Genomic DNA, 26,273 nt, shown 5'->3' with positions numbered 1-26,273 from the left:
CTAGCGATACCCGGCGCGTAAAGCGTCGATGCGTTGATCCTTCTCGATCCAGAGCTGGTTGACCCAGTTCTGGATCGTTTCGCGAAACACCGGATCGTTTTCGTAATCGCCTTGCCACAGCGCCGGGTCGAGTTCGCGGGTCTTGATATCGATAATAACCTTCGGCACGTTGCCGCTGATCAAGTCCCAAAACCCCGGAATCTTCTGCTGCGGATACACCACCGTCACATCGAGCACGGCGTCCAGCTGTTCGCCCATTGCCGCCAATACAAACGCCACGCCGCCGGCCTTGGGCTTGAGCAGGTGAGTGAACGGTGACTGCTGCTGAGCGCTTTTCGCCGCGGTGTATCGGGTGCCTTCCAGGTAATTGACCACGGTCACCGGCTGACGCTTGTACAGCTCGCACGCCGCTTTGGTGATGTCCAGATCCTTCCCGGCCAACTCAGGGTGTTTCGCCAGGAATGCCTTGGTGTAGCGCTTCATGAACGGATAGTCCAAGGCCCACCATGCCAGGCCCAGAAACGGTACCCAGATCAGTTCTTTCTTGAGGAAGAACTTGAAGAACGGTGTACGGCGGTTGAGTGTCTGGATCAGCGCCGGGATATCGACCCAGGATTGATGGTTGCTGATCACCAGGTACGCCGTGTCGCGGCGCAAGTCATCGCCGCCACGGATGTCCCATTGGGTGGGGATGCACAACCGGAAAATCAGCTTGTCGATTTCGGCCCAGGTTTCGGCGATCCACATCACCACCCACGAGTCGTAGTCGCGAAAGCGTCCGGGCAGGATCAGTTTGAGCAGGGCAAACACCATCAGCGGCCCGAACAGGACCAAGGTGTTGAGCAACAGCAGCAGGGTAACGAAACAGCCGGTGAGCAGGCGGCGCATAAGTAACTCTTGAAAGCATTTGGGCGCGCAATGATAAGCAGCTTCGGGCGACAGGCCAAATCGGCGGTGACGAATGTTTCACCTTCGCGTGGGTATGCTGGTCCTGCCGTGATCATGCCGGCCCCATCGCGAGCAGGCTCGCACCTACAGGATTTGTGTGTTGAACCTATTATCTGTGAACGACAGAGATCCCTGTGGGAGCGAGCCTGCTCGCGAAAGATTTCAAGAACGAACGAATTGCTCACTGACGGTCTAAAATCTCGCTGCCCACTCCTTATGGATGCCCATTACGTGAAATCCCTCCTTGCACTGCTTTCCCTCGTGGCCCTGCCGGTCCTGGCCGCTGAGCCGACGCTGTACGGGCGTTACGAATACATTGCGCTGCCGGAAATCGGCGGCGAAGTCCTTAAAGCCAAAATGGACACCGGCGCCCTGACGGCGTCGCTGTCGGCCAAGGACATCGAAACTTTCACCCGTGACGGCGACGAGTGGGTGCGTTTCCGCCTCGCCACCAAAGATGCGAGCAACAAGGTCTACGAGCACAAGGTCGCGCGGATCAGCAAGATCAAGACCCGCTCCGAAGAAGACGAGGATGACAAGGAGGCCATCGAGCCCACCAAGCGTCCGGTGGTCGATCTGGAACTGTGCCTGGGCAACGTCAAGCGCACCGTGGAGGTCAACCTCACCGACCGCAGCAGCTTCAATTACCCGTTGTTGATCGGTGCCAAGGCCTTGCGTGAATTCAACGCGGCGGTAAACCCGGCGCGGCGTTTCACGGCCGACAAACCCGACTGCTGATTGACGGAATGTGAGGCTTGGGGCACCGTTCGCCCACTTAACTGCCGGGCTCGGACGCCATGCCTCATATCCTGATAGTCGAAGACGAAGCGGCGATTGCCGACACCCTGATATTCGCGTTGCAGGGCGAGGGGTTCACCACCACTTGGTTGAGCCTCGGCGCGGCGGCGCTGGAGCACCAGCGCCAGACCCCGGCCGACCTGATCATTCTCGACATTGGCCTGCCGGACATCAGCGGCTTTGAGACCTGCAAGCAGCTGCGGCGTTTCAGTGAAGTGCCGGTGATCTTCCTCAGCGCCCGTGATGCGGAAATCGACCGCGTGGTGGGCCTGGAAATCGGCGCCGACGACTACGTGGTCAAGCCGTTCAGCCCGCGGGAAGTCGCGGCGCGGGTCCGGGCGATTCTCAAGCGCATGGCGCCGCGACCGGTGGCCGAAGTCTCATCGACGTTGTTTCGGATCGACAGCGAACGCGTGCAGATCAGCTACCGCAATCAGCCATTGAGCCTCACGCGGCACGAATTCCGTCTGCTGCAATGTCTGCTGGAACAACCCGAACGGGTCTTCAGTCGCGAGCAGTTGCTTGATGCGCTGGGTGTCGCCGCCGATGCCGGTTACGAGCGCAGCATCGACAGCCACATCAAAAGCGTGCGCGCCAAATTGCGTCTGGTGAAGGCCGACGCCGAGCCAATCCAGACCCATCGCGGCCTCGGCTACAGCTACAGCCCGGGGCACAACTGATGCCGTTGGGGATCCGGATCTTCCTGGTCTACGTGCTGTTCATCGGCCTGACCGGTTACTTCGTGCTCAACACCGTGATGGAAGAAATCCGCCCTGGGGTGCGTCAGTCCACTGAAGAAACTCTGGTCGACACCGCCAACCTGATGGCCGAGATCCTGCGCGACGACTTCAAGGCCGGCACCCTCAACCAGAACCGCTGGCCCGAACTGCTCAAGGCTTACGGCGAGCGGCAGCCAAAGGCGAGTATCTGGGGCTTGCCGAAGAACCAGGTCAACCACCGCATCTACGTCACCGACGCCAAAGGCACCGTGGCGCTGGACTCCAGTGGCGCAGCGGTGGGGCAGGATTACTCGCGCTGGAACGACGTCTACCTGACGTTGCGCGGTGAATACGGCGCGCGTTCCACCCGCAGCGATCCGAACGATGCGAGCTCCTCAGTGATGCACGTCGGCGCGCCGATTCGCGACAACGGCCAAATTATCGGCGTGGTCACCGTGGCCAAGCCCAACAGTTCGTTGCAGCCTTACGTTGATCGCACCGAACGTCGATTGCTCGCCTATGGCGCGGGGCTGATCGGCTTGGGTCTGCTGTTCGGCGCGTTGTTGTCGTGGTGGTTGAGCGCGGCGCTACGGCGGTTGACGGCTTATGCGCAGGCGGTGAGTGAAGGCCGGCGCGTCGAGGTGCCGCATTATCGTGGCGGGGAGCTGGAGCAACTGGCGACGGCGGTGGAACAGATGCGAACGCAGCTGGAAGGCAAAGCCTACGTCGAGCGTTATGTGCACACCCTGACCCATGAATTGAAAAGCCCACTGGCGGCGATTCGTGGTGCGGCGGAGTTGCTGCAAGGTGAAATGCCGTTGGCTCAGCAACAACGTTTCGTCAGCAACATCGACAGCGAAAGTGTGCGGATGCAGCAGTTGATTGAACGGTTGCTGAACCTCGCCCAGGTTGAACAGCGCCAAGGGCTGGAAGAGCGGGTGGCGGTGCCGTTGGCAGGTCTGGTGAATGAGTTGCTGAACGCCCAGGCCGCGCGGATCGAAGGAAAAAAGTTGCGCGTGGAACAGCGGATTGCACCAGACATGAATCTGCATGGCGAGCCGTTTCTGTTGCGTCAGGCAGTGGGGAATCTGCTGGAGAATGCTTTGGATTTCACACCTGCCAAGGGTGTGCTGCGATTCAGCGCCGAGCGTGTCGGGGAGCAGATCGAGTTCAGACTGTTCAACCAGGCCGAAGCGATTCCGGACTATGCGTTGCCGCGTTTAAGTGAGCGTTTTTATTCGCTGCCGCGTCCGGACAGTGGGCGCAAGAGCACCGGGCTGGGGCTTAACTTCGTGGAAGAGGTGGTCAAGTTGCATGGCGGGTCGTTGAGCATTGGCAATGTCGAGGGTGGTGTTGAAGTCAGGTTGCGCCTGGCTTAGGACCGAGTTGCGGCCTTCGCGAGCAAGCCCGCTCCCACAGTTGATCTGTGGGGGGGCTCAGGTTTTGTATTCACGGTAGAACCCATGTGGGAGCGAGCTTGCTCGATGGGGCCGGCCCAGTCTCCACATAATCTCCATATTCCCCCCATAAATCCCCCACACACCCATTCCAGACTCTGCCCATCCAAACAGGGAGAGTCCCATGAACCGCAGCCTGACCATAAAACTCGGGGCCATTGCCCTTCTTATTCTGTTATTGCTCATCCCGTTGCTGATGATCAACGGCGTCATCCAGGACCGCCAGCAACTGCGCGACGGTGTGCTCGAAGACATTGCCCGCAGTTCCAGCTACAGCCAACAACTGAGCGGACCGCTGATGGTGGTGCCGTATCGCAAAGTGGTGCGCACCTGGAAACTCAACGAGAAAACCAACGAGCGCTACCAGGAAGTCGGTGAAGAACGCGGTCGCCTGTATTTCCTCCCGGAACGCTTCGAACTCGACGGCCTAGTACAGACCGAACTGCGATCCCGAGGTATTTATGAGGCGCGACTGTTCCACGCCGACAACCGCATCAGCGGGCATTTCTCGGTCCCGGCACAACTGGGCATCAAGGAAGACTTCGCCGATTACCAGTTCGATCAGCCGTTTTTGGCCGTCGGCATCAGCGACATTCGCGGTATCGAAAACGCCCTGAAACTCGAACTCAACGACCAGCGTCTGGACTTTGTACCGGGCACTCAGGTGGGCTGGTTAGGTGAGGGTGTACACGTGACGCTGCCGGCGCTGGATGCCAGACAAGCGACGGAATTGACCTTCGGTTTTGACCTGCGGCTGCAAGGCACCGGTCAGTTGCAGATCCTTCCAGTGGGCAAGACCAGCAAAGTGTCGTTGAGCGCCAACTGGCCGCATCCAAGCTTCATAGGCAACTACCTGCCGGCCCAGCGTGAAGTCACCGATCAGGGTTTTACCGCTAACTGGCAGACCTCGTTTTTCTCCACCAACCTGCAAGAAGCGCTGAGCAGTTGCGTGTCCGGTGGTGGTTGTGAGGCGTACAACGGTCGCAGCTTTGGCGTGAGTTTCATCGACCCGGTGGACCAGTACCTGAAGAGTGATCGGGCGATCAAATACGCGTTGCTGTTCATCGTCCTGACCTTCGCTGGCTTCTTCCTCTTCGAAGTGCTGAAAAGCCTCGCGGTGCACCCGGTGCAATATGCATTGGTAGGCGTGGCGCTGGCGTTCTTCTACCTGTTGCTGCTGTCGCTGTCGGAGCACATCGGATTTGCCCTGGCCTATCTGTTATCGGCGGGCGGCTGTGTATTGCTGATCGGCTTCTATGTCTGCCATGTGCTGCGCAGCGTGCGCCACGGCTTGAGCTTTTCGGCGGGGTTGGCGGCGCTGTATGGCTTGCTCTACGGCTTGTTGAGTGCCGAGGATTACGCGTTGTTGATGGGCTCGTTGTTGCTGTTCGGCTTGCTCGGCGTGTTCATGGTGCTGACCCGCAAGCTGGATTGGTACGGGATCGGGCAGAAGTCGGCCAAGCCGCTGGCGTTTGATATTGGAGCGGTGGAATGAGCCGGTCGCTGGGGTTGCGCGAGGATCAGCGGGAAGGGGAGGTGTTGGCGACGCTGATTCATGGGTTGTTTCCGTTAGATTCCGTGTGGTGCATTCGCGAGCAAGCCCGCTCCCACACTAGATCTCCAGTGGACACAAAGTCTTCGAACACAGCAGATCAAAGGTGGGAGCGGGCTTGCTCGCGAAGAGGCCCTGACAACCAGCGAAGATCTAAACCTTCGGCATCGTCGCCAACATCGAAGGCCGCTGACTCACCTCGAAATACCACGCCGCCAACTGCGGATTCGCCTCGCGCCATCCCAGATCCGGATGGCGCAAGTCGAGGTAACCCAACGCACACGCCACGCTGATCGCCGCCACATCAAAATGGCTGGTCAGCTCGGCAATCGCGTCCTTCTCCAACAGCGCCAGCGCGCGACGAATCTTGTCGCGCTGGCCATCGAGCCATGCGTCCCAGTGTTTCTCCGGGGCGCGCAGGGCCACTTCGTACCGAACCATTACCGAAGCATCCATGATGCCGTCGGCCAGGGAGGCCAGGGTAAGGCGCCGCCAGCGTGCCGAGCCATCGCGAGGGATCAGCGGGTTGCCGACGTGTTGGTGATCGAGGTAATCGAGGATCACCCGGCTGTCATGGATGACGTTGCCGTCGGCCAGGCGCAGGGCCGGGATCTTGCCCAGCGGGTTGTCTTCGTTGAGGGTCTGGTCCGGGCTTACCGGCGTGAGCACGCAGTCTTGCAGCGCCACGCGGTCGGTCTGACCGGTTTCGTGCAGCAGCACCATGACTTTGCGAACGAAGGGCGATAACGAATTGTGGAACAGGGTCATGCTGGGGGCGGACATGGCAGCGTCTCGGTATTGGGCAGTGCTGGGCAGCATAGCGCGTTGAAGCAATAGCTCAAGATGACCAACGCACGCATATCCCCTGTGAGAGCGAGCTTGCTCCGGGCGGCGTTCCGACGATGAGGTCCTTACATTCAGCGATCGCGACCGAACGCTCCTTGGCCGCAAACGCAGGTTGAGGCGACGGGCGGGGGAGGGCGTCACCATATGACTGTCGTCTCGACAGCTGCTACAAAAAACCCGTCAGATCATCGGCGTTGCAGCAGGCCGCGCAAGGCAAGCACGGCAGGGACGCCCAGGCCGAGCCAGCTCAAGGCGTCCCACACGCCATCGCCCAGCAATGCGGCGAATAACCCTGCGGCGCTGAGCAGGGCGATCACGGTAGGCGTGGCGAAGACTTTCCAGAAGTTCGACTGTCGCGGCCTCATGCTTGAACCTCAGCTTGTTCGAGTACAGGTTTCGCTGCCTTGCGCCGCACCACCCACAGATAAACCCCACTACCGAGCACGATGATGGTCAGCACATCCAGGGTCGCCCAGAGGATTTTCATCGGCATGCCGCCGTAATCACCAAAGTGCAGGGGTTGTGACACGCCCATGGCGTCCATGTACCACGGTCGTTCGGCCACCGCCGTGACGTGCAGGGTACTGGCGTCGATCAGCACAGGGGTCAGCAAGTGCGAAGTCAGGTGGGTGCTGCCCTTCATGAACACGGCGTAATGGTGTTCGCTGGAAAACCGTGTGCCGGGGAAGGCAATGAAATCGGTTTGCATGCCCGGCGCGACTTCTTTGGCGATGTCGAGCAAACGGGTCGCGGGCGCCAATTGCGTCAGCGGTGGTGCATCGCGGTACGGCGCGATCATCGCGCTCAGGGCGTCATTGCGCCATGCGGCGATCAGCAGGTCGGCGCAGGCACTGATCACGCCAGTGACGCCGACCACCAGCGCCCAGGTCAGGGTGACCACGCCGATCAGGTTATGCAGATCCAGCCAGCGCAGGCGGGTGGATTTGTCCTGGCGCACGGTGGCGAATTTCAAGCGACGCATGAACGGCAGGTACATCACCGTCCCGGAAACAATCGCCACGACAAACATCAGCCCCATAAACGCCAGCAGTAACTTACCCGGCAGACCGGCAAACATGTCCACGTGCAGACGCAGCATCACCATCATGAAACCGCCGTTGGCCGACGGCATCTCCAGCGCTTCACCGGTGCGGGCATCGAGCATGAAAGTGTGCGACGAGTTCGGCTCGGTACCGGCGGTGGCCGCCATGATGGCGATCGCCGCGTTGGGTTCTTCCTCGTCAAAGCCGAAATACTGCATGACTTCGCCCGGGCGATGTTTTTCAGCCGCCTGCACCAACTGCTGCAAATTCAGATGCGGGGTGTCCGCCGGCATTTGCTTCAACTCGGCGGCATCGCCCAGCAGATGGTCGATCTCGTGGTGAAAGATCAACGGCAGGCCGGTCAGCGCCAGCATCAGCAGAAACACCGTGCAGATCAGACTGGTCCAGGTGTGGACGAACGACCAGCGGCGAATTGTTTTACTTTTCATTTCATGGCCTTTAGAAATACCAAAGCCGTCCTCGAAGGACGGCTTGGGTTTTGGAGCGTTTCAGCTCAGGCAATTACCACTTGTACGTTGCACTGGCGACGACGCTGCGCTGGTCGCCGTAGTAGCAGTAGAAACTGTCACACGTGGAAATGTAATCCTTGTCCAGCAGGTTGGTGGCGTTAAGCGCCAACGACGCGCCTTTCAGGCTGTTGTCCAGCCGGCCGAGGTCGTAATGGACGGCGGCGTCGAACACGGTATAGGCATCGGCCTTGCCCAAAAAGGTATTGGCCTGGTCGCCGTAGGTGTTGCCGGTATAGCGAGCGCCGGCACCAATGCCGAAGCCGTCCAGCACGCCGTTGTGCCAGGTGTAATCGGCCCACAGCGAAGCCTGTTGGTTAGGCATCAGTTGCAGACGGTTGCCCTTGTTGTCGCCTTTCTGCACTTCGGACTTGGCCAAGGTGTAGGCAGCGATGATCTTCAAGTTTTCGGTGACGTCGGACACCGCTTCCAGCTCCAGGCCCTTGACCTTCACTTCGCCGGTCTGGCTGGTGATTGGCGTGGCACCAACGGTGGTGGTGACCGAGACGTTTTTCTGGGTCAGGTCATACACCGCCGCGCTGAGCAGGGTGTTGCTGCCCGGTGGCTGGTACTTGATGCCCAATTCCCACTGTTTGCCTTCGGTAGGCTTGAACGACTCGGTGCTGGAAGCCGATGCGCCGGTGGTGGGCTGGAAGGATTCGGCGTACGACAGGTACGGCACGAAGCCTGAGTCAAACACATAGCTGATCGCCGCGTTGCCGCTGAAAGCCTTGTCGCGTTCGGTGTTGGTGGCATCGCCCTTGTTGAAGAACTCGGTGCTGGTGTGGACCCAGTCCTCACGTCCGCCGACGGTCAGACGCCATTGGTCGAGGGCCATTTGATCCTGCACGTAAAGGCCGGTCTGGTAGGTCTTCTGGTTGTAGTCGTAGAACGCGGTGGAGCGCGGTGGACGAACGATTGGCTGGCCATAAATCGGGTTGTTGATGTTGGTGGTCAACCCGTCGCCGAAAATCGAGGTGTAGTTGGTGTTGCTGCGCTGGTGGTCCAGGCCCAGCAACAGGGTGTGGCGGATATCGCCGGTGGCGAAGTCGGCCTGGAAATTGTTATCCACGGCGAACTGGCTGATGTCCTCATCGACTGTGGTGCTGGTGCGACCGACGTTGCCTTCGTTATCCACTTGGGTGAACGGATACGAGCCGACAGTGAGTCCCTGGAACGACAGATCCGATTTGGTGTAACGCAGGTTCTGCTTGAACTGCCAGACGTCGTTCAAGCGATGTTCGAACGCGTAGCCCAGCGCGTAGTAGGTGCGGTCGTAGTATTCCCAATCCGGGTCGCCGAGGTTCTTGTGATGAGAAACCTTGCCGAACGGCATGTCGATCTTGGTGCCTTGCACCGGCAGGAACTGGCTGGTGATGCCCGTATCGTCACGGGTGAATTGCGTGAGCAAGGTGAACCTGGTGTCTTCGTCGATGTTCCAGGTCAGGCTCGGCGCGATGTTGTAGCGCTTGTTGTCGACGTGGTCGATCTGCGTGCCACTGTCGCGTACCACGCCGCTGAGGCTGTAGAGGAACTGGCCTTTGTCATCGATCTTGCCGGTGCTGGCGAAGTTGATCTGGCGCTGATTGTCGCTGCCGTATTGCAGCTGAATCTCATGGCTGTCTTCGGCGGTGGGACGGCGGCTGACCATGTCGAGCAGGCCGCCCGGCGGCGTCTGGCCGTAGACCGACGACGCCGGGCCGCGCAGCAGGGCGAGGCGATCGAGGTTCCAGGTTTCCTGTTTCGGGTTGGCGTACGTGCCTTTTGGCAGAGGCAGGCCATCGAGGAACTGGGTCGGTTCGAAACCCCGTACGCGCAGCCAGTCGGCGCGGGTGTCGCTGCCGTAGCTGCTGGCGACGATGCCGGGCATGTAGCGCACGGCGTCATCGAGGTTCTGCACATTGCGATCTTCCATTTGCTGGCGAGTGGCGACCGAAATCGAGCGCGGCGCTTCGACCAGTGCGGTATCGGTCTTGGTGCCGGCGGCGGTGCGCGTGGCGACGTAGCCTTCCACCGGGCCCCAGGCGCTTTCAGTATTTTCGACACCGATGACGGCGGTTTCCGGCAGGGCCAGCGTGCCCTCGGGAATGGCGACCAGGCTATAGGTGCCGGCGCTGCTTTGTTCCAGTTGCAGACCGGTGCCGCGCAGGGCTTCCCGCAGGGCGCCGGTCGCGTCGAACTGACCCTTGACCGGAGCGGAGGTCTTGCCTGCTGCCAGCGATGGATTCAACGACAGTGCCAGGCCCGCCTGGCTGGCGATCTGGTTCAGGGTGCTGGCCAATGGCGCGGCCGGCAGGTTGTAGGCGCGAACGCTGGACGCCTGTTCGGCGGCCATCAGCTGACTGCTGGCCAGCGGGGCGCAAAGGGCAATGGCGACTGCCAGCAAGCTGGGGCGCAACAAGGTGTCTAGCGAACGGGACATACAGCGGTTCCTGAATGGAAATATTTCTCAATTGCCTAGGTGCCGAACGAGAATCCAAAAGTGATAGGGCTGGATGAAAATAATTTAGATTCAGTAAGTGAGTGGGCTGATTCGAGAGATGTGCTGATGTTGAGGGCCTCTTCGCGGGCAAGCCTCGCTCCTACAGGATGTCGCCGTTCCACAGATCGACACAAAACTTGTAGGAGCGAGCGGGCGGCGTTCCGACTTGCCCGCGAAGGCGCCCGCTCAGACAACAAACATCTCAGGGCTTGGTCTCAGCCTTCGCCACCGTCACCCACCACGGCGTGTGCTGTTCGATCTGCACCGGCAGGGTCGGCAGCAACGCGCTCAGGGCCTTGTCGGTGTCGTGCAGCGGGAAGCTGCCGGTGATCCGCAGGTCAGCAACCTCCGGTGCAACACCCAAGTGCCCGCGCCGATAACGGCCGAGTTCGTGCACCAGATCTTCCAGTCGTGCGTTGTCCACCACCAGCATGCCGCGGGTCCAGGCATCGGCGCCGAGGTTCAGCGCGACGATGGGACCCAGGCCATTGCTGCGCATCAGCACTTGTTGGCCTTCACGCAGGATCTGCTCTTCAGGACTCGACTCCGGATGGGCGGCCACCGCGGACTGCAACACGCTCAGTCGCGTGCCGTCATCCTCGCGCTTGACCAGAAACCGCGTGCCCAGCGCGCGCAGGCTGCCTTCACGGGTTTCGACGATAAACGGCCGGGCATCGCCGTGACCGGTTTCGACGAGAATTTCCCCTTCCTGAAGGATGATCAGCCGCTGCTTCTCATCGAAGCGCACGTCCACGGCGCTGTGGGTGTTGAGGTTGATCAGCGTGCCGTCAGTCAGGCGCAGGGTGCGCTGCTCGCCAGTGGCGGTGCGCTGATCGGCCAGCCAATAGTCGATGGGCAGATAACGATCACCGGCGAACAGCGCCAACCCGATCACCGCGACGATGCTTGCCAGGCCACTGCCGAGCTTGCGTACCCGTCGGCGGATGCTTTCACGCGATTGCAGTAACGCCGTGCGAGCCGGGCCGCTGGCGACGCTGAAACGTTGGTCGAGCATGCCCAGCTGGCGCCAGGCCCGGGCGTGTTCTTCGTGGGCGGCGTGCCATTTGGCGAACTCTTCGCGCTCCACCGGGGTGCCGGAATCCAGGGACAATTGCCAGGCAATCGCGGCATCCAGCACTTGAGCTGAAACCGGTTTGGAGCTGACCGAGCTCATACCGGCTCACCGTACAGCGCGATGTAGCACTGACGAATGCCTTGGGCCAGGTATTGGCGAACCCGAGGCACCGACACGCCCAGACGCTCGGCAATTTCCGCGTGGCCGAGGCCGTCGAGACGGTTATAGAGAAACGCTGCCCGGGCCTTGTTTGAAAGCTTGCCGAGCAGGCGGTCGATGTTTTTCAGGTCTTCGAGGATCAGCTGCTGTTCTTCCACCGACGGTTGTTCGCCTTCGGGGATCAGCATCAGCTCGGTGAGGTAGGCCTGTTCCAGCGCTGCGCGACGGAAATAGTCGAACAGCAAGCCCTTGGCGATCGCCACCAGAAACGCCCGCGGTTCGCGAGGCTCCTTCAGCTCATCACGGCCCAGCAGCCGCACGAAGGTGTCCTGACTGAGGTCTTCGGCCCGTTGCGGACAGGCCACATTGCGTCGCAGCCAAGCCAATAGCCAACCGCGATGGTCGCGATACAACGCACCAACGAGCTCACTTTGAGGGCTTTGGACTGACGACACGCAACATCACCGATTGGGAAGTGTTAACTAACGAGAATTGTTCGCGATTGTGGCAGAGGCGGGAGAGGTAAGCAATTGGCCACTGGTCAGGTGGTTTTAGCGAGACCGTGCCATCGTTCTTCGCGGGCAAGTCGGAACGCCGCCCGCTCGCTCCACAGGTTATGCGCAATTCCAGAATTGACGATGACCCGTAGGAGCGAGGCTTGCCCGCGAAGGGGCCGGAACAGTCGCCGGAGATTTAGAAGGACGGCGCCCGCTGCCGCCGTTTCCACTGACTCAACCGCTGTTGCAGATTCAACGGGCTATGAATCTGCTGCTGCCGCGCCCGGCTGAACAGAATCAGCGCCAGTTCCGCCGTCGCCAGCGCATCAGCGCTGGCATTGTGGCGTTCAAAGACTTCCAGCTTGAACCAGTCGATCCACTCATCCAGCCCGGCATCGCGAATGTGCGCCTGAGGACACAGCAGCGGTGCGATGTCCGCTACATCAAGAAACGGATGCTGCAATTTGTAGCCCAAATGGTCTTTCAGCGAGCGCCCAAGCATGTGTTGATCGAATGGCGCATGAAACGCCAGCACCGGACTGTCTCCTACGAACTCCATAAGCTCGAGCAGCGCCAGCCCCGGATCGCTGCCGGCGGCAATCGCACTCGGTCCCAGACCATGAATCAACACGCTGGGCCCCACCTTCATATCGACGCATTGCAGCGTACGTTCGAACTGCTGGCTGAAATCAATCGCGCCGTCCTCGATCACCACCGCACCGATGGACAACACCCGGTCCTTGTTCAGGTTCAGCCCGGTGGTTTCCAGGTCGAGCACCACCCAGCGCTGCTCGCGCAGGCTGCATTCGCTCAACTCGGCTACTACAGGCAAGCGTTCCAGGCGTTGTTGCAGTTCGCCGGGCAGGATTGGAATGGCCGGGCGCAGCCAGGAAAACAGGCTCATAGCTGATACCGCAGGGCCAGGCTGCTTTGCAGGCGTTGAGCCTGGCGCAGGGATTCACGCAGGATCCGTCGGTCAAGATGATTGAGGCTGTCCGGATCGACCCGGTTGGAGTAGGGCAAATTCTCTCGGGTCTGTAGCTGATGCTGCTGCATGCGGGTTTGCTGGATGAAGTGGTAGGCCTCTTCATACGCGGCGCCGTCCAGCCGTTCAATGACCTCTTTGGCCACCAATTCACGGAAGCGCTCCAGGGTATTGTTGGTGTCTATGCCGTGGGCCAAGGCCAGCAAGCGCGCGCCGTCGACGAACGGCGTCAGCCCCTGAACCTTTAGATCCAGCGTGGCTTTCTCGCCATTCTTGCGAGCCAGTACGAACTCACGGAAACGTCCTACGGGCGGACGATTGCGCAGGGCGTTCTCGGCCATCATCCGCTGGAACAGCCGATTGTCATTCACCTGATCGAGAATTCCCTGACGCAGCTGCTCGCAGCCTTGCTCGTCGCCCCAGACCACGCGCAAGTCGAAATAGATGCTCGAACCCAGCAGGTTTTCCGGCGTCGCCTCACGAATAAACGCCGCAAAGCGCCGCGCCCATTCGGCCCGGGACAAACACAATTCGGGGTTGCCGGCCATGATGTTGCCCTTGCACAGCGTGAAGCCGCAGAGCGCCAGGCTCTGGTTGATCTGCTGGGCAATGGGCAGTAATTTGCCGCGAATTTCAGCGGCATGCGCCGCGTCCCGGGCTTCGAACAGAATGCCGTTGTCCTGATCGGTGTGCAGCGTCTGTTCGCGGCGGCCTTCGCTACCAAAGCACAGCCAGCTGAATGGAATGCCGGGGTCACCTTTCTCGGCGAGGGTCAGTTCGATCACCCTGCACACGGTGTGATCGTTGAGCAGCGTGATGATGTGAGTGATCTGGGTCGAAGAGGCACCGTGCGCCAGCATGCGCTCGACCAGTTGGCCGATCTCGCCACGCATCGCCACCAGATTTTCCAGTTTCTGCGCGCTGCGAATGGTCCGCGCCAGGTGCACCAGGTCGACCCGCTGCAGGGAAAACAGATCCCGCTCGGACACCACGCCACACAGACGACGGTCTTTCACCAGGCAGACGTGGGCGATGTGTCGCTCGGTCATGGCGATTGCCGCATCGAAGGCGCTGTGGTCCGGCGACAGGAAAAACGGCGCCTGGGTCATGTGACGCTCAATCGCTTCGTTGAAGTCGTTAGTGCCCTCGGCCACCACATGGCGCAGGTCGCGCAGGGTGAAAATGCCCAGCGGGGCTTTCTGCTCGTCGACAATCACGATGCTGCCGACCTGCTGCTCGTGCATCTGGGTCACGGCCTCACGCAACGGCGTGGCGGGGCTGCACGTCACCGGATGGCGCATGGCCAATTCGCCCAGTCGCGTATTCAGCGAGTATTGAGTGCCGAGGGTTTCCACGGCTTTTTGCTGGACTTGCTGATTGACCTGATCCAGCAGGCTGCTGACACCGCGTAGGGCAAAGTCGCGAAACGTTGTGGAAAGTGCGAACAGTTTGATGAACGCCAGCTTGTTCAGCTGTAGGCAAAAGGTGTCTTCGGCGGCCAGGTGTTCGGTGCGGGTCGCGCGCTCGCCCAGCAGCGCGGCGAGGGGGAAACACTCGCCGGTGGTGATTTCGAAGGTGGTTTCGGTACCGCCCTTGGCCGTGTGGGGACGTTCACCCACGACCCGGCCTTGTTTGACGATGTAGAAATGTTCAACCGGCCCATCGGCAGGTTTGATGATGCTCTCGCCAGGGGCGTAGAAACGCATCTGACATTGTTCGACCAGGTACGCCAGGTGAGCGTGTTCCATTTGATTGAAGGGCGGGAAGCGCTGGAGGAATTGCAAAGTGCCCTGGATGTTCTGCAACACCGCGGTTTTCCCTGCCTGTGTGAAGGCGTCCGCTTTACTCATAACCATGACCGCAGTCTTTTTTGAATTGTTGTTGTCGGATGACTTAGCCATGGTCGGCCCCTGCGGGCAGGGTGCCCATTGGACGTAAGTCTAGGTCGGGCGTTGCAGGCGTCGGAAGTTAGGAAATGTCTGACGCAAATGCGGGAAAAACCCCCTACATTGGCTATAGGAAAACTTTCCGACGAAGGGCACATTGTAGGTCTGCTTAGCGATGTCTGACGGATGTGCTAGGGAACTGAAATGAAAACGTAGAGAAAGCCATGTCCGACCACGATATTTTGAGTGACGCCGAGCGCGAGGCGCTGATTGCGGTCATGCAGGAACCTGACCTGCCGCCGCAGCGGGTGCTGATCGTCGATGACGATAAAGACGCGCGTGAGCTGCTGTCGGCGATTCTTGCGTTGGACGGTATTCGTTGCATGACCGCCGCCAGTGGTGAAACTGCACTCAAGATGTTGGACGAGAAGCCATCGATTGGCCTGGTGATTACCGATCTGCGGATGGGAACTGTCGATGGTCTGGAGCTGATTCGCCAGGTGCGTGAGTCGGTTCGGGCGGCAATGCCGATCATCATTGTTTCCGGTGACGCCGATGTGAAAGATGCAATCGCTGCGATGCATTTGAGCGTGGTCGACTTCCTGCTCAAGCCTGTCGATACCGGCAAGCTGTTGGCGCTGGTCAAGCATGAGTTGGGAATGGATGTGCAGTAATCGAATTGAAACAAAAAAGCCCTGATCTCTCGATCAGGGCTTTTTTTTATCCGGCGTCAGCGCTCAGTTACAAGCTATTGGCAGCCTTGAACTCGCGGCGACGACGGTGCAGGACCGGCTCGGTGTAGCCGTTTGGCTGCTTGGTGCCTTCGACCACCAGTTCGACCGCCGCCTGAAAGGCGATGTTGCTGTCGAAGTTGGGAGCCAGTGGACGGTACAGCGCGTCGTTGGCGTTCTGACGGTCAACCACCGGTGCCATGCGCTTGAGGCTTTCCATGACCTGATCTTCGGTGACGATGCCGTGACGCAGCCAGTTGGCGATGTGCTGGCTGGAAATCCGCAGCGTCGCACGGTCTTCCATCAGGCCCACGTCATTGATGTCCGGCACCTTCGAGCAACCCACGCCCTGGTCGATCCAGCGCACCACGTAACCGAGAATGCCCTGGGCGTTGTTGTCCAGTTCGTTCTTGATCTGTTCGGCAGTCCAGCTCGGGTTTACTGCCAACGGGATGGTCAGGATGTCGTCCACCGAAGCGCGGGCACGTTTGGCCAGCTCGGCCTGACGGGCGAACACGTCGACCTTGTGGTAATGCAGCGCGTGCAACGCGGCGGCGGTCGGCGATGGAACCCAGGCGGTGTTGGCGCCGGCCAGCGGGTGAGCGATTTTCTGTTCGAGCATCGCCGCCATCAGGTCGGGCATTGCCCACATGCCTTTACCGATCTGGGCGCGACCTTGCAGGCCGGTGCTCAAGCCGATATCGACGTTCCAGTTTTCGTAGGCGCCAATCCACTTCTCGGCCTTCATATCGGCCTTGCGCACCATCGGGCCGGCTTCCATGGAGGTGTGGATTTCATCGCCCGTGCGGTCGAGGAAACCGGTGTTGATGAACACCACGCGCTCGCTGGCCGCCTTGATGCAGGCCTTGAGGTTGACCGTGGTACGGCGTTCCTCGTCCATGATCCCGACTTTCAGCGTGTTGCGCGGCAGACCGAGTACTTCTTCGATGCGACCGAACAGCTCGTTGGTGAACGCGGCTTCTTCCGGGCCGTGCATTTTCGGCTTCACGATGTAGACCGAACCGGTGCGGCTGTTCTTGCGCGAGCTGGTGCCATTGAGGCTGTGGATCGCCGCGAGGCTGGTCACAAGACCGTCGAGAATGCCTTCCGGCACTTCGTTGCCATCTTTGTCGAGGATTGCATCGATGGTCATCAGGTGACCAACGTTACGCACGAACAACAACGAACGACCGTGCAGGCTCAGTTCTTTACCATCGACACCGGTGTAAGTGCGGTCGGCGTTCATGGTGCGAGTAAAAGTCTGACCGCCCTTGGAGACTTCTTCCGACAAGTCGCCCTTCATCAGGCCGAGCCAGTTGCGGTAGATCACCACTTTGTCATCGGCATCGACGGCGGCGACGGAGTCTTCGCAGTCCATAATGGTGGTCAGCGCGGCTTCCATCAGAATGTCTTTGATACCGGCAGCGTCGGTCTGACCGACCGGGGTGCTGGCGTCGACCTGGATTTCGAAGTGCAGGCCGTTGTTTTTCAGCAGGATCGCGGTCGGTGCAGCGGCATCGCCGTGGAAACCGATCAGCTGAGCGTCGTTGCGCAGGCCGGTATTGCTGCCGCCTTTAAGGGCGACCACCAGTTTGCCGTCAGCGATCTTGTAGCCGGTGGAGTCGACGTGGGAGCCGGCCGCCAAGGGCGCGGCTTCGTCGAGGAAGGCGCGGGCGAAGGCAATCACCTTGTCGCCACGGACCTTGTTGTAGCCTTTGCCTTTTTCCGCGCCGTCGGCTTCGCTGATGGCGTCGGTGCCGTAGAGCGCGTCGTACAGCGAACCCCAGCGGGCGTTCGAGGCGTTGAGCGCGAAGCGGGCATTCATCACCGGCACCACGAGCTGTGGACCGGCCATGCGGGCGATTTCGTCATCGACGTTTTGCGTCGTTGCCTGGAAATCGGCCGCTTCTGGCAGCAGATAACCGATGTCTTGCAAGAAGGCTTTATAAGCCACGGCATCGTGCGTCTGGCCGGCACGGGATTGGTGCCAGCCATCGATACGAGCCTGGAAATCATCGCGTTTGGCGAGTAGGGCTTTGTTCTTCGGCGCCAGGTCATGAATGACCTTGTCGGCACCGGCCCAGAACTTATCGGCGGTGAGGCCGGTACCGGGAATGGCTTCGTTGTTCACGAAGTCGAACAGGACTTTGGCGACCTGCAGGCCACCGACTTGAACGTGTTCAGTCATTGCTTGCCTCACTCTGCTCAGCTATTTCGCTTTTCAGCTCTTCAAATTAACAATGAAGCCTCTGGCTATTTAAACCACAAACCCCTTCCACCAGTACATGCCATTTCGGGCGGCTGGAATGGAACCGATCAACGGCGTTGAGGCCTTGCTGATAGGGCTTTCAGGGCTGCGACTGTGCCGGTGGCAGACATCGATCCAACGTTATGTAGTGCGCGCTGCGGCATACTACATGATGAATTGCGCTTGTGAAAATCAGACTAAATACGTCGTTCTGCGACCCCATGTCGCATTGCGGTCACGTCGGGGATGGGGATGTTCTCAAAAAAGTATGAGATTGTTCCAGTTAAATATAGGAAGTTGTACACGATTTGTATTTTTACCGGCTGATTGGTGTCGTCCCGTTCGCGGGCAAGCCTCTCTCCTACAGGGCTGCGTACGACCTGTAGGAGCGAGGCTTGCCCGCGAAGCGCTGGTCCATTCAACACAGGATCGCCCCTTGCCTATACTTCTCTTTCTAAAACAAAAGAGGGCTGCGCCATGGACCACCTCGTACTCACTGTTTTCGCTCCGGACAAGCCAGGGCAGGTTGAGCGCATTGCCCAATGCATTGCCGAGCACGGCGGCAACTGGCTGGAGAGCCGCATGTCGCGGATGGCTGGCCAGTTCGCCGGGATTCTTCGGGTGGGCGTGCCGGCCGAGGCCTACGATGAGCTGGTCGATGCCCTGAAAGCGCTGTCCGCCCACGGTATTCGTGTGCTGATCGCTGAAAGCGGCATCGAGCAATCCTGCACCTGGAAACCGATTGCCATGGAATTGGTGGGTAACGACCGCCCGGGGATCGTTCGGGACATCACTCGGTTGCTGAGTGAGCAAGGGGTGAATCTGGAGCGACTCGTGACCGAAGTGCGTCCGGCGCCGATGAGCAGTGAACCGCTGTTCCATGCCGAGGCGATTCTGGCGGTGCCGCTCACCTTGTCTCTGGACGTGCTGCAATCACGGCTGGAAACCCTGGCCGACGATTTGATGGTGGAATTGGTACTGCGCAGCGAACCCTGACAGGGTTATCCAAGTTATACGTGCACCTGCCTGTGGATAACCTGTAGAGACAGCCCGCCAGCCCACGCCGGCCGGGCTTCTTCAGGATCTGATCAAAAAACCAGCAGTTTCAACAAGTTGCGCACAAACGGCGGGGATCACGCTGTGGATAACCTTGGGAAGGATCAATGCAGGCCACGAGGGACGTGGCCTATAGAGTTTTGTGCGTTTTTTGATCAGCTGCGGCGGCGCAGGCTTATCCACGCATCAACGCTGTAAACCGCCAAACCTGCCCAGATAAAGATAAATGCGACCAGCGTGCTGGAAGACAGATGCTCGCCAAACAGCAGAACGGCTTGCAACAGCACCAGCGTCGGCGCCAGGTATTGGAGGAATCCCAGTGTCGTGTAGGGCAAATGCCGTGCGGCGGCGTTGAAACACACCAGCGGCACCAGCGTCACCGGCCCGGCCGCCACCAGCCACCAGGCTTCGGATGTGGTCCAGAACTCTGGCTGAGCGCTTGTGGCCGTCTGATTGAAAAGCAGCCATGCAATGGCAATCGGCACTAGCATCCAGGTTTCCACCACCAGGCCGGGCAGCGCTTTGACGGGCGCTTGCTTGCGGATCAGGCCGTAGAAACCGAACGTCAGCGCCAGCACCAGCGATACCCACGGCAGACTGCCGACCTGCCAAACCTGCTGCGCCACACCGACCGCTGCCAGAACCACCGCCAGCCACTGCATGCGCCGTAGCCGTTCGCCGAGGATCAGCATGCCCAGCAGCACGTTCACCAATGGGTTGATGTAGTAACCGAGGCTAGCCTCGAGCATGCGCCCGTTGTTCACCGACCAGACGTAGGTCAGCCAGTTGGCCGCAATCAGCGTGCCGCTCAGGGCCAGAATCGCCAGCCGGCGCGGGTTCTCCCGCAGCTCGCGCCACCAGCCCGGATGTTTCCACACCATCAGCAGCAAGGCACCGAACAGCGCCGACCAGAGCACACGGTGGATGATGATCTCCACGGCGGGCACGCTGGCGATGGCTTTGAAGTAGAGCGGGAAAAGTCCCCAGATGATGTAGGCACTCAGGCCCAGAATGTACCCGCGACGCGGGTTGGCAGCTTGCATGCAGAATCCTTGCTTAGGCAGCTAACAAAGAGGGGATTGTAAGGAGATTTTGCAGGTTGTGTTGCTCCCTGTAGGAGCGAGGCTTGCCCGCGAAGAACGATTACTCGGTACTACAGACAAACTGCGTTTTCGTTCTTCGCGGGCAAGTCGGATCGCCGCATCGCTCGCTCCTACAGGTCTGTGTAAATCAAAAAAGTTTGAGGGGTTCTTCGTTGAGCGCAGCCAATTGCTCGCGCAACGCCAACACCTGATCACCCCAATACCGTTCACTGCCGAACCACGGAAAACTGTGCGGGAACGCCGGGTCGTCCCAGCGGCGGGCGAGCCAGGCGCTGTAGTGCATCAGGCGCAAGGCACGCAGCGGTTCGATCAGGGCCAATTCCCGCGGGTCGAAGTCGTGGAATTCGTTGTAGCCGTCCATCAATTCCGACAACTGACCGAGACATTCCTGACGATCGCCTGCCAGCATCATCCAGATGTCCTGCACTGCCGGGCCCATGCGGCAGTCGTCGAGGTCGACGATGTGGAACATCTCATCGCGACACATCATGTTGCCGGGGTGGCAATCGCCGTGCATGCGGATGTTCTGGTGCGGCGTGGCCTTGTAGACCTCTTCCACCCGTTTGAGCAGGTCGCGGGCCACGGATTCGTAGGCTGGCAGCAGGCTTTTGGGCACGAAATTGCCTTCAAGCAAGGTGGTCAGCGAGTCATGACCGAAATTCTTCACGCCCAGTGCTTCACGGTGTTCGAACGGCTTGGTTGCGCCGACCGCGTGCAGGCGGCCGAGCAATTGGCCCAGTCGATACAACTGGTCGAGATTGCCTGGCTCCGGCGCACGGCCGCCACGGCGAGGAAACAGGGTGAAACGGAAACCGGCGTGTTCGTGCAGGCTGGCGCCGTTGTGAATCATCGGCGCGACCACGGGGACGTCGCACTCGGCGAGCTCGAAGGTGAACTGGTGTTCTTCGAGAATCGCTTCGTTGGTCCAGCGCTGCGGACGGTAGAACTTGGCGATCAGCGGCTCGGAGTCTTCGATGCCGACCTGATAGACACGGTTCTCGTAGCTGTTGAGCGCCAGAATGCGCGCGTCGCTGAGAAAGCCGATGCTTTCGACGGCATCGAGTACGAGGTCTGGGGTGAGGGTTGCAAACGGGTGGGCCATGCTGACTCCTGCGCGCAGCAGGCTGCCGCGTCCGGCCAAGCATGGTAGCGCAGACGGGGCATCTTTAGTGTTAAGGCTTGAGATGAGTGGTGTTGCCATCGCTAGCAGGCTAGCTCCCACAGGGGATTTGCGGTGTGTCCCAGATCCAGTGTGGGAGCTAGCCTGCTAGCGATGGGGCCCGATCAGGCGCCGACGATCCCGCCGTCTTCTCGGGAAATCGCCATCACCGAAGACCGCGGCTTGCCATTCAACAGATGCTCAGGGAACGTCGATCCACCGTTTTCCCCCGGATGCTGAATCCCGACAAACAAGGTCTTCTGATCCGGCGAAAAGCTGATCCCCGTCACCTCGCAGCCCACTGGCCCAACCATGAATCGGCGAATCTCTCCGCTCACCGGATCGGCACACAGCATCTGGTTATTACCCATGCCGGCAAAATCACCGGCGTTGCTCGAATCGCCATCGGTGAGAATCCACAACCGCCCAGCGTTGTCGAAGCCCAAGCCATCCGGGCTGTTAAACATGTTCTGCGGCGTGATGTTCGACGAGCCGCCCTTCGGCGTGCCGGCGTGGACGCCCGGGTTGCCGGCGACCACAAACAGATCCCAGGCAAAGCTTTTCGAGCCGTGATCGTCACGGTCGGTGCGCCAGCGCAGAATTTGCCCGTAGAGGTTCTTCTCGCGCGGGTTCGGCCCGCCTACGGGTTGGCCGTCTTCACCGCGCTTGGCGTTGTTGGTCAGCGTGCAATAAACCTGGCCGTCCATTGGGCTGACGACGATCCATTCCGGCCGGTCCATGCGAGTGGCCTTCACCACACTGGCCGCGAGGCGCGCGTGGATCAGTACTTCGGCCTGATCGGCAAAACCGCTGCTGGCGTCGATGCCGTTTTTACCGTGGGTCAGCTCGATCCACTCGCCCTGGCCTTTCGGGTGATCGGCGTTGCTGTCGCCCGCATCGAAGCGCGCCACATACAAGGTGCCATGGTCCAGCAAGTCGCGGTTGGCCTTGGGGCTTTTGTGATTGATCTTGTCGCGGCTGACGAACTTGTAGATGAATTCGCCGCGTTCATCGTCGCCCATGTACACCACGGCGTGACCGTCTTTGGTTTCGGCCAGGGCAGCGTTTTCATGTTTGAAACGACCCAGCGCGGTACGTTTGACGGGCGTCGATTGCGGATCGAACGGGTCGATTTCCACGACCCAGCCGTGACGGTTGAGCTCATTCGGATTCTTCGCCAGGTCGAACCGCTCATCGTGTTGATGCCAGTTGATCTCTTTGCTGGTCGCCACTGCGCCGTAGCGCTTCTGCGCGGCGTCGAACTTCTGCTCGGCATTGCTGCTGCCGAAGCAATCGGTGAAGTTCTCTTCGCAGGTCAGGTAAGTGCCCCACGGCGTCTTGCCGTTGGCGCAGTTCTGAAAGGTGCCGAGGACATTTTTGCCGTGGGGGTCGGCGCTGGTTTTCACCAGGGCGTGACCGGCGGCCGGGCCGCTGAGGCTGATCGGCGCGTTGCCGTGAATGCGACGGTTGTAGCGCGAACCCTGGACGAATTGCCACTGCCCATTCTTGCGTTGCACTTCGATCACCGACACGCCTTCGCAAGCCAAGGCTTTGTGCACGTCATCGGCCGATTGCGGCATGCCACCGTGGGGAAAGAGGTAGCGATAGTTGGTGTATTCGTTGTTGATCGCCATCAGCGCCCGGTCGTTTTCATTCGGAAACTCGAACAGGCTCATGCCGTCATTGTTGTCGCCGAACTGGACTTCCTGCTGCGCGGCGGTGCCGTTGCCACTCGGGTCGAACGCCGGGCCGTTTTTCTGCAGCGGCTGGCCCCAGCTGATCAGCACCGAGGACTTGTAACCCGGCGGTAAGGTAATAGCGTCGCTGGTGGCGGCGGGGATGCTGTCAAAACCCAACAGTTTGCTGGAGCCTGCGCTGACACTCGCGGCCAGCACGCTGCGGCTCAGCAGGTTACCGCCGAGGAACATTGCCGCACCGCAGAGGGCGCCGGCGCTGATGAAGCCACGACGACTGAGGCCGACCATTTTTTCGAGGTCGGTGGACTGGTTTTCTTCTAATAGGCTCACATCAGGCTCCCTGCTGGTTTTGCAGCCACCTTAAAGAGCGTTGATGAAGCTTTTGTTTCAGAGCGGAGTACCGAGCAAAACGTTGGACGGCGCGAACTGCACCAGCACCGGTTTGTCAGCGGCAAGACCCAGGGTTCGCAAGTGCAGCGACTCGGCCAGCGCGCAGAGGGTCTGGCCGTTGGGAAGGCCGATGCGCACTTCGCTGGGGCCGTCTTCGGCGTCGAGAATGGCTTCGATGATGCCCTTCAGGCAGTTGTTGCCGGGTATTGCTTGTTGGTCGATGCCCAGCAACTCCAGCCAACCGGCCTTGATCAGCGCCACGACTTCGGTGCCGGTGTCCAGTTCCAGGCGCAGGGTGCTGTCGTGAGTGATTTGCGCATCGAGGGTCAAGCCTTCGGCCAGCTGAAGACGGACTCGGTCGTTGTGCCCCTGGTTGTCGATCGCCACGACCTTGCCGTGCAATTGATTGCGCGCGCTGGTTCTGAGCATCAGCCGGCCGAGCAGATCCAAATCGCTGGCATCCTCAGCGGCTTCCAGCACCTGGGCCTGCAAGGCTTGCAGCTTTTGATACAGGCGCAGCACGCGCAAGCCTTCTTCGGAGAGCTTGGCGCCACCGCCGCCCTTGCCGCCGACGCTGCGCTCCACCAGCGGTTTCTGCGCGAGGTTGTTCAGCTCATCGATGGCGTCCCACGCCGCCTTGTAACTCAGCCCCGCACTTTTCGCGGCACGGGTGATCGAGCCTTGTTCGGCGATGTGCTGCAGCAACGCGATGCGCTGTGGACGACGGGCAATGTGCTGGGACAACAAAGTAGGCAGGGACATGGCAAGAGGCTTTGGGCTGTGGCGATGGGAGGACGTTGGCGGCTGGAAGCCTGTGAGTCAAGTCAGGCCACGTCCTTGTGGGAGTGAGCCTGCTCGATGGCGATGCATCGGTCACATCAATGTTGCCTGTAATGACCTCATCGCGAGCAGGCTCACTCCCACAGGTTTTGTGTTCTTGAGTCAGACCGTGTCGCCGGGTTTGGGCGTGCGGGCCAGGCAGTAGACGTCGACCCGCGCCGCGCCGGCGTCCATTAACAGCCGGGCCAGGGCCTGAGCTGTGGCACCGGTGGTCAGCACATCGTCCACGATCGCCAGGTGCCGGCCCTTGATGGACGCATCAGGCACCAGGGCAAAGGCATTGCGCAGGTTCTTTTTGCGCGCGTCGGCATTCAGGTCCTGTTGCGCGTTGGTGTCCTGAATCCTCAGCAGGAGTTTTTCATCGCAAGGAATGTCGAGGCTGCTACCGAGCCAGCGGGCAAGCATCGCGGCCTGGTTGAAACCCCGTCGGCGCAGGCGTTTGGCGGCCAGCGGAACAGGGACCAGAGCGTCAGGTCGATCAAGGTCCTCATCGAAGCGATGTTGCAGGAACTGCGCGAGAAGTTCGGCGAGCAGGCGGCCAAACGGCCACTTGGCGCTGTGCTTGAAGCGCGTGATCAACGTGTCCACGGGGAAGCTGTAAGTCCAGGGTACGGCGACCCGTTCGAAGGCCGGAGGGAGCTTCAAACATTGGCCACACGTCAGGCCCGCCGCAGGCAAGGGCAGGGCGCAGGTCTGGCACTGATCGCTCAGCCAGGGCAGGTCGGTTTCGCAGGCCATGCAGAGGGGCCTGACTTCTTCGGTAACTTCGCTGCAGAGTAAGCAGTGTTGGTTATTGTTTAACCAGTTGTAAACCAGTCCTACGTATCGAGGTTGACAGCGCATCGCTCTTCCTTAAATATGCCGAACATCCGTGTCGCGTCTGTGGGTATTCCATTCCCCAGCCGCATGCAAAGCATAAAACAAAGGAAACACCCATGAGCGCCAGCACCTCTGCAACCCTGCGTCATGACTGGTCTTTGGCCGAAGTCAAAGCACTCTTCGTACAGCCATTCAACGACCTGTTGTTCCAGGCGCAGACGGTGCACCGCGCGCATTTCGACGCCAACCGCGTCCAGGTTTCCACCCTGCTGTCGATCAAAACCGGCGCGTGCCCGGAAGATTGCAAATATTGTCCGCAGTCCGGTCACTACAACACCGGCCTGGAAAAAGAAAAGCTGATGGAAGTGCAGAAGGTCCTCGAAGAGGCCGCTCGCGCCAAGGCCATCGGTTCGACCCGTTTCTGTATGGGCGCGGCGTGGAAACACCCGTCGGCCAAAGACATGCCGTACGTGCTGCAGATGGTCAAAGGCGTGAAAGCCATGGGCCTGGAAACCTGCATGACCCTGGGTCGCCTCGATCAGGACCAGACTGAAGCGCTGGCCCAGGCTGGTCTCGATTACTACAACCACAACCTCGACACCTCGCCGGAGTTCTACGGCAGCATCATCACCACCCGCACGTACAGTGAGCGCCTGCAAACCCTGGCCTACGTGCGTGATTCGGGGATGAAGATATGCTCCGGTGGCATCCTCGGCATGGGCGAGTCCCTCGATGACCGCGCCAATCTGCTGATCCAGCTGGCCAACCTGCCGGAGCATCCGGAGTCGGTGCCGATCAACATGCTGGTGAAAGTCGCCGGTACACCGCTGGAAAATGCCGAAGACATCGACCCGTTCGACTTCATCCGCATGCTCGCCGTCGCGCGCATCCTGATGCCGCAATCCCACGTGCGCCTGTCCGCCGGCCGCGAAGCGATGAACGAGCAGATGCAAGCCCTGGCGTTCTTCGCCGGTGCAAACTCGATTTTCTACGGCGACAAACTGCTGACCACCGCCAACCCGCAGGCCGACAAGGACATGCAACTGTTCTCGCGCCTGGGGATCCTGCCGGAAGCGCGCGAAGAGCACGCGGACGAGGTGCATCAGGCCGCGATCGAACAAGCGCTGGTTGAGCAGAAGAGCAGCGAGCAGTTCTATAACGCTGCTGTTTGAGCGTTTCACCGTTCCCGCTGATTGAAATGCAAAACCACTGTAGGAGTGAGACCGACTTGCCGGCGATAGCGGTATGACATCCAA

At 60.1% G+C, this 26,273-nt stretch carries 22 protein-coding genes; 7 read left to right on the top strand and 15 right to left on the bottom strand.

What is annotated here, in order from left to right; genetic code table 11:
• Positions 1-888 (bottom strand): acyltransferase, encoded by an 888-nt coding sequence (locus tag ACYZTM_RS12750; RefSeq protein WP_131060665.1) that lies wholly within the window; start codon positions 886-888, stop codon positions 1-3.
• Between the two features lie 291 nt (positions 889-1,179).
• Between ACYZTM_RS12750 and rloA2 the strand changes: the two genes are divergently transcribed.
• From rloA2 to creD, 4 genes are all read left to right on the top strand, one after another.
• Entirely contained in the window at positions 1,180-1,686 is a 507-nt protein-coding gene (gene rloA2, locus ACYZTM_RS12745; RefSeq protein ID WP_165557454.1) for a retropepsin-like aspartic peptidase RloA2, read from the top strand.
• A gap of 59 nt (positions 1,687-1,745) precedes the next feature.
• The gene (creB, locus tag ACYZTM_RS12740; protein ID WP_131060667.1) at positions 1,746-2,426 is read left to right on the top strand and encodes a two-component system response regulator CreB; all 681 of its coding nucleotides are present in this window, start codon (positions 1,746-1,748) and stop codon (positions 2,424-2,426) included.
• Positions 2,426-3,844 (top strand): two-component system sensor histidine kinase CreC, encoded by a 1,419-nt coding sequence (creC, locus tag ACYZTM_RS12735; RefSeq protein WP_461988872.1) that lies wholly within the window; start codon positions 2,426-2,428, stop codon positions 3,842-3,844. Before creB ends, creC begins: the two co-directional genes overlap by 1 nt.
• Before the next feature lie 202 nt (positions 3,845-4,046).
• Entirely contained in the window at positions 4,047-5,417 is a 1,371-nt protein-coding gene (creD, locus tag ACYZTM_RS12730) for a cell envelope integrity protein CreD (RefSeq protein WP_131060944.1), read from the top strand.
• Positions 5,418-5,627: 210 nt separating this feature from the next.
• On the opposite strand, the gene ACYZTM_RS12725 is transcribed toward creD, so the two are convergent.
• From ACYZTM_RS12725 to ACYZTM_RS12690, 8 genes are all read right to left on the bottom strand, one after another.
• Positions 5,628-6,257, bottom strand: coding sequence for a glutathione S-transferase (locus tag ACYZTM_RS12725; RefSeq protein ID WP_131060945.1), 630 nt, complete (start codon positions 6,255-6,257; stop codon positions 5,628-5,630).
• A gap of 248 nt (positions 6,258-6,505) precedes the next feature.
• Positions 6,506-6,685 (bottom strand): hypothetical protein, encoded by a 180-nt coding sequence (locus tag ACYZTM_RS12720; RefSeq protein ID WP_010467072.1) that lies wholly within the window; start codon positions 6,683-6,685, stop codon positions 6,506-6,508.
• Positions 6,682-7,812, bottom strand: a complete 1,131-nt coding sequence (locus ACYZTM_RS12715) for a PepSY-associated TM helix domain-containing protein (RefSeq protein WP_131060946.1) — start codon at positions 7,810-7,812, stop codon at positions 6,682-6,684. The genes ACYZTM_RS12720 and ACYZTM_RS12715 overlap by 4 nt, the downstream gene beginning before the upstream one ends.
• A gap of 73 nt (positions 7,813-7,885) precedes the next feature.
• Positions 7,886-10,312, bottom strand: coding sequence for a TonB-dependent siderophore receptor (locus tag ACYZTM_RS12710; protein WP_131060947.1), 2,427 nt, complete (start codon positions 10,310-10,312; stop codon positions 7,886-7,888).
• Positions 10,313-10,574: 262 nt separating this feature from the next.
• The gene (locus ACYZTM_RS12705; RefSeq protein WP_461988871.1) at positions 10,575-11,546 is read right to left on the bottom strand and encodes a FecR domain-containing protein; all 972 of its coding nucleotides are present in this window, start codon (positions 11,544-11,546) and stop codon (positions 10,575-10,577) included.
• Positions 11,543-12,061: an RNA polymerase sigma factor gene (locus ACYZTM_RS12700; protein ID WP_131060949.1), complete on the bottom strand. Its 519-nt coding sequence runs from the start codon at positions 12,059-12,061 to the stop codon at positions 11,543-11,545. The genes ACYZTM_RS12705 and ACYZTM_RS12700 overlap by 4 nt, the downstream gene beginning before the upstream one ends.
• 238 nt (positions 12,062-12,299) lie before the next feature.
• Positions 12,300-13,007 carry a 3'-5' exonuclease gene (locus tag ACYZTM_RS12695; RefSeq protein ID WP_131060950.1) on the bottom strand — a complete coding sequence of 236 codons (708 nt, stop codon included), beginning with the start codon at positions 13,005-13,007 and terminating at the stop codon, positions 12,300-12,302.
• Positions 13,004-14,944, bottom strand: a complete 1,941-nt coding sequence (locus ACYZTM_RS12690) for a putative nucleotidyltransferase substrate binding domain-containing protein (RefSeq protein ID WP_461989134.1) — start codon at positions 14,942-14,944, stop codon at positions 13,004-13,006. Before ACYZTM_RS12690 ends, ACYZTM_RS12695 begins: the two co-directional genes overlap by 4 nt.
• A gap of 254 nt (positions 14,945-15,198) precedes the next feature.
• Between ACYZTM_RS12690 and ACYZTM_RS12685 the strand changes: the two genes are divergently transcribed.
• Positions 15,199-15,648: a response regulator gene (locus tag ACYZTM_RS12685; RefSeq protein WP_131060951.1), complete on the top strand. Its 450-nt coding sequence runs from the start codon at positions 15,199-15,201 to the stop codon at positions 15,646-15,648.
• Positions 15,649-15,715: 67 nt separating this feature from the next.
• Here ACYZTM_RS12685 and ACYZTM_RS12680 read toward each other — a convergent pair whose 3' ends face one another.
• Positions 15,716-17,893, bottom strand: coding sequence for a malate synthase G (locus ACYZTM_RS12680; RefSeq protein WP_461988870.1), 2,178 nt, complete (start codon positions 17,891-17,893; stop codon positions 15,716-15,718).
• A gap of 537 nt (positions 17,894-18,430) precedes the next feature.
• Here ACYZTM_RS12680 and ACYZTM_RS12675 point away from each other — a divergent pair.
• Positions 18,431-18,949 (top strand): glycine cleavage system transcriptional repressor, encoded by a 519-nt coding sequence (locus tag ACYZTM_RS12675; RefSeq protein ID WP_094470306.1) that lies wholly within the window; start codon positions 18,431-18,433, stop codon positions 18,947-18,949.
• 215 nt (positions 18,950-19,164) lie between these two features.
• On the opposite strand, the gene rarD is transcribed toward ACYZTM_RS12675, so the two are convergent.
• The 5 genes from rarD to ACYZTM_RS12650 form a co-directional block, all read right to left on the bottom strand.
• Positions 19,165-20,052 carry an EamA family transporter RarD gene (rarD, locus tag ACYZTM_RS12670; protein WP_131060953.1) on the bottom strand — a complete coding sequence of 296 codons (888 nt, stop codon included), beginning with the start codon at positions 20,050-20,052 and terminating at the stop codon, positions 19,165-19,167.
• Between the two features lie 187 nt (positions 20,053-20,239).
• Positions 20,240-21,214: a serine/threonine protein kinase gene (locus ACYZTM_RS12665; protein WP_109635384.1), complete on the bottom strand. Its 975-nt coding sequence runs from the start codon at positions 21,212-21,214 to the stop codon at positions 20,240-20,242.
• A 182-nt stretch (positions 21,215-21,396) separates the two neighbouring features.
• The gene (locus ACYZTM_RS12660) at positions 21,397-23,298 is read right to left on the bottom strand and encodes a PhoX family protein (protein WP_461988869.1); all 1,902 of its coding nucleotides are present in this window, start codon (positions 23,296-23,298) and stop codon (positions 21,397-21,399) included.
• A 57-nt stretch (positions 23,299-23,355) separates the two neighbouring features.
• Complete coding sequence (locus ACYZTM_RS12655) at positions 23,356-24,120, bottom strand: TOBE domain-containing protein (protein WP_131060955.1); 765 nt, start codon at positions 24,118-24,120, stop codon at positions 23,356-23,358.
• 180 nt (positions 24,121-24,300) lie between these two features.
• The gene (locus tag ACYZTM_RS12650) at positions 24,301-25,041 is read right to left on the bottom strand and encodes a ComF family protein (RefSeq protein ID WP_131060956.1); all 741 of its coding nucleotides are present in this window, start codon (positions 25,039-25,041) and stop codon (positions 24,301-24,303) included.
• Between the two features lie 92 nt (positions 25,042-25,133).
• On the opposite strand from ACYZTM_RS12650, the gene bioB reads away from it, so the two are divergent.
• Complete coding sequence (bioB, locus tag ACYZTM_RS12645; RefSeq protein WP_131060957.1) at positions 25,134-26,189, top strand: biotin synthase BioB; 1,056 nt, start codon at positions 25,134-25,136, stop codon at positions 26,187-26,189.
• Positions 26,190-26,273: the final 84 nt, after the last annotated feature.

The organism is Pseudomonas sp. MDT2-39-1, assembly GCF_054898085.1.
This window is presented reverse-complemented; position numbering and strand designations above follow the sequence as displayed.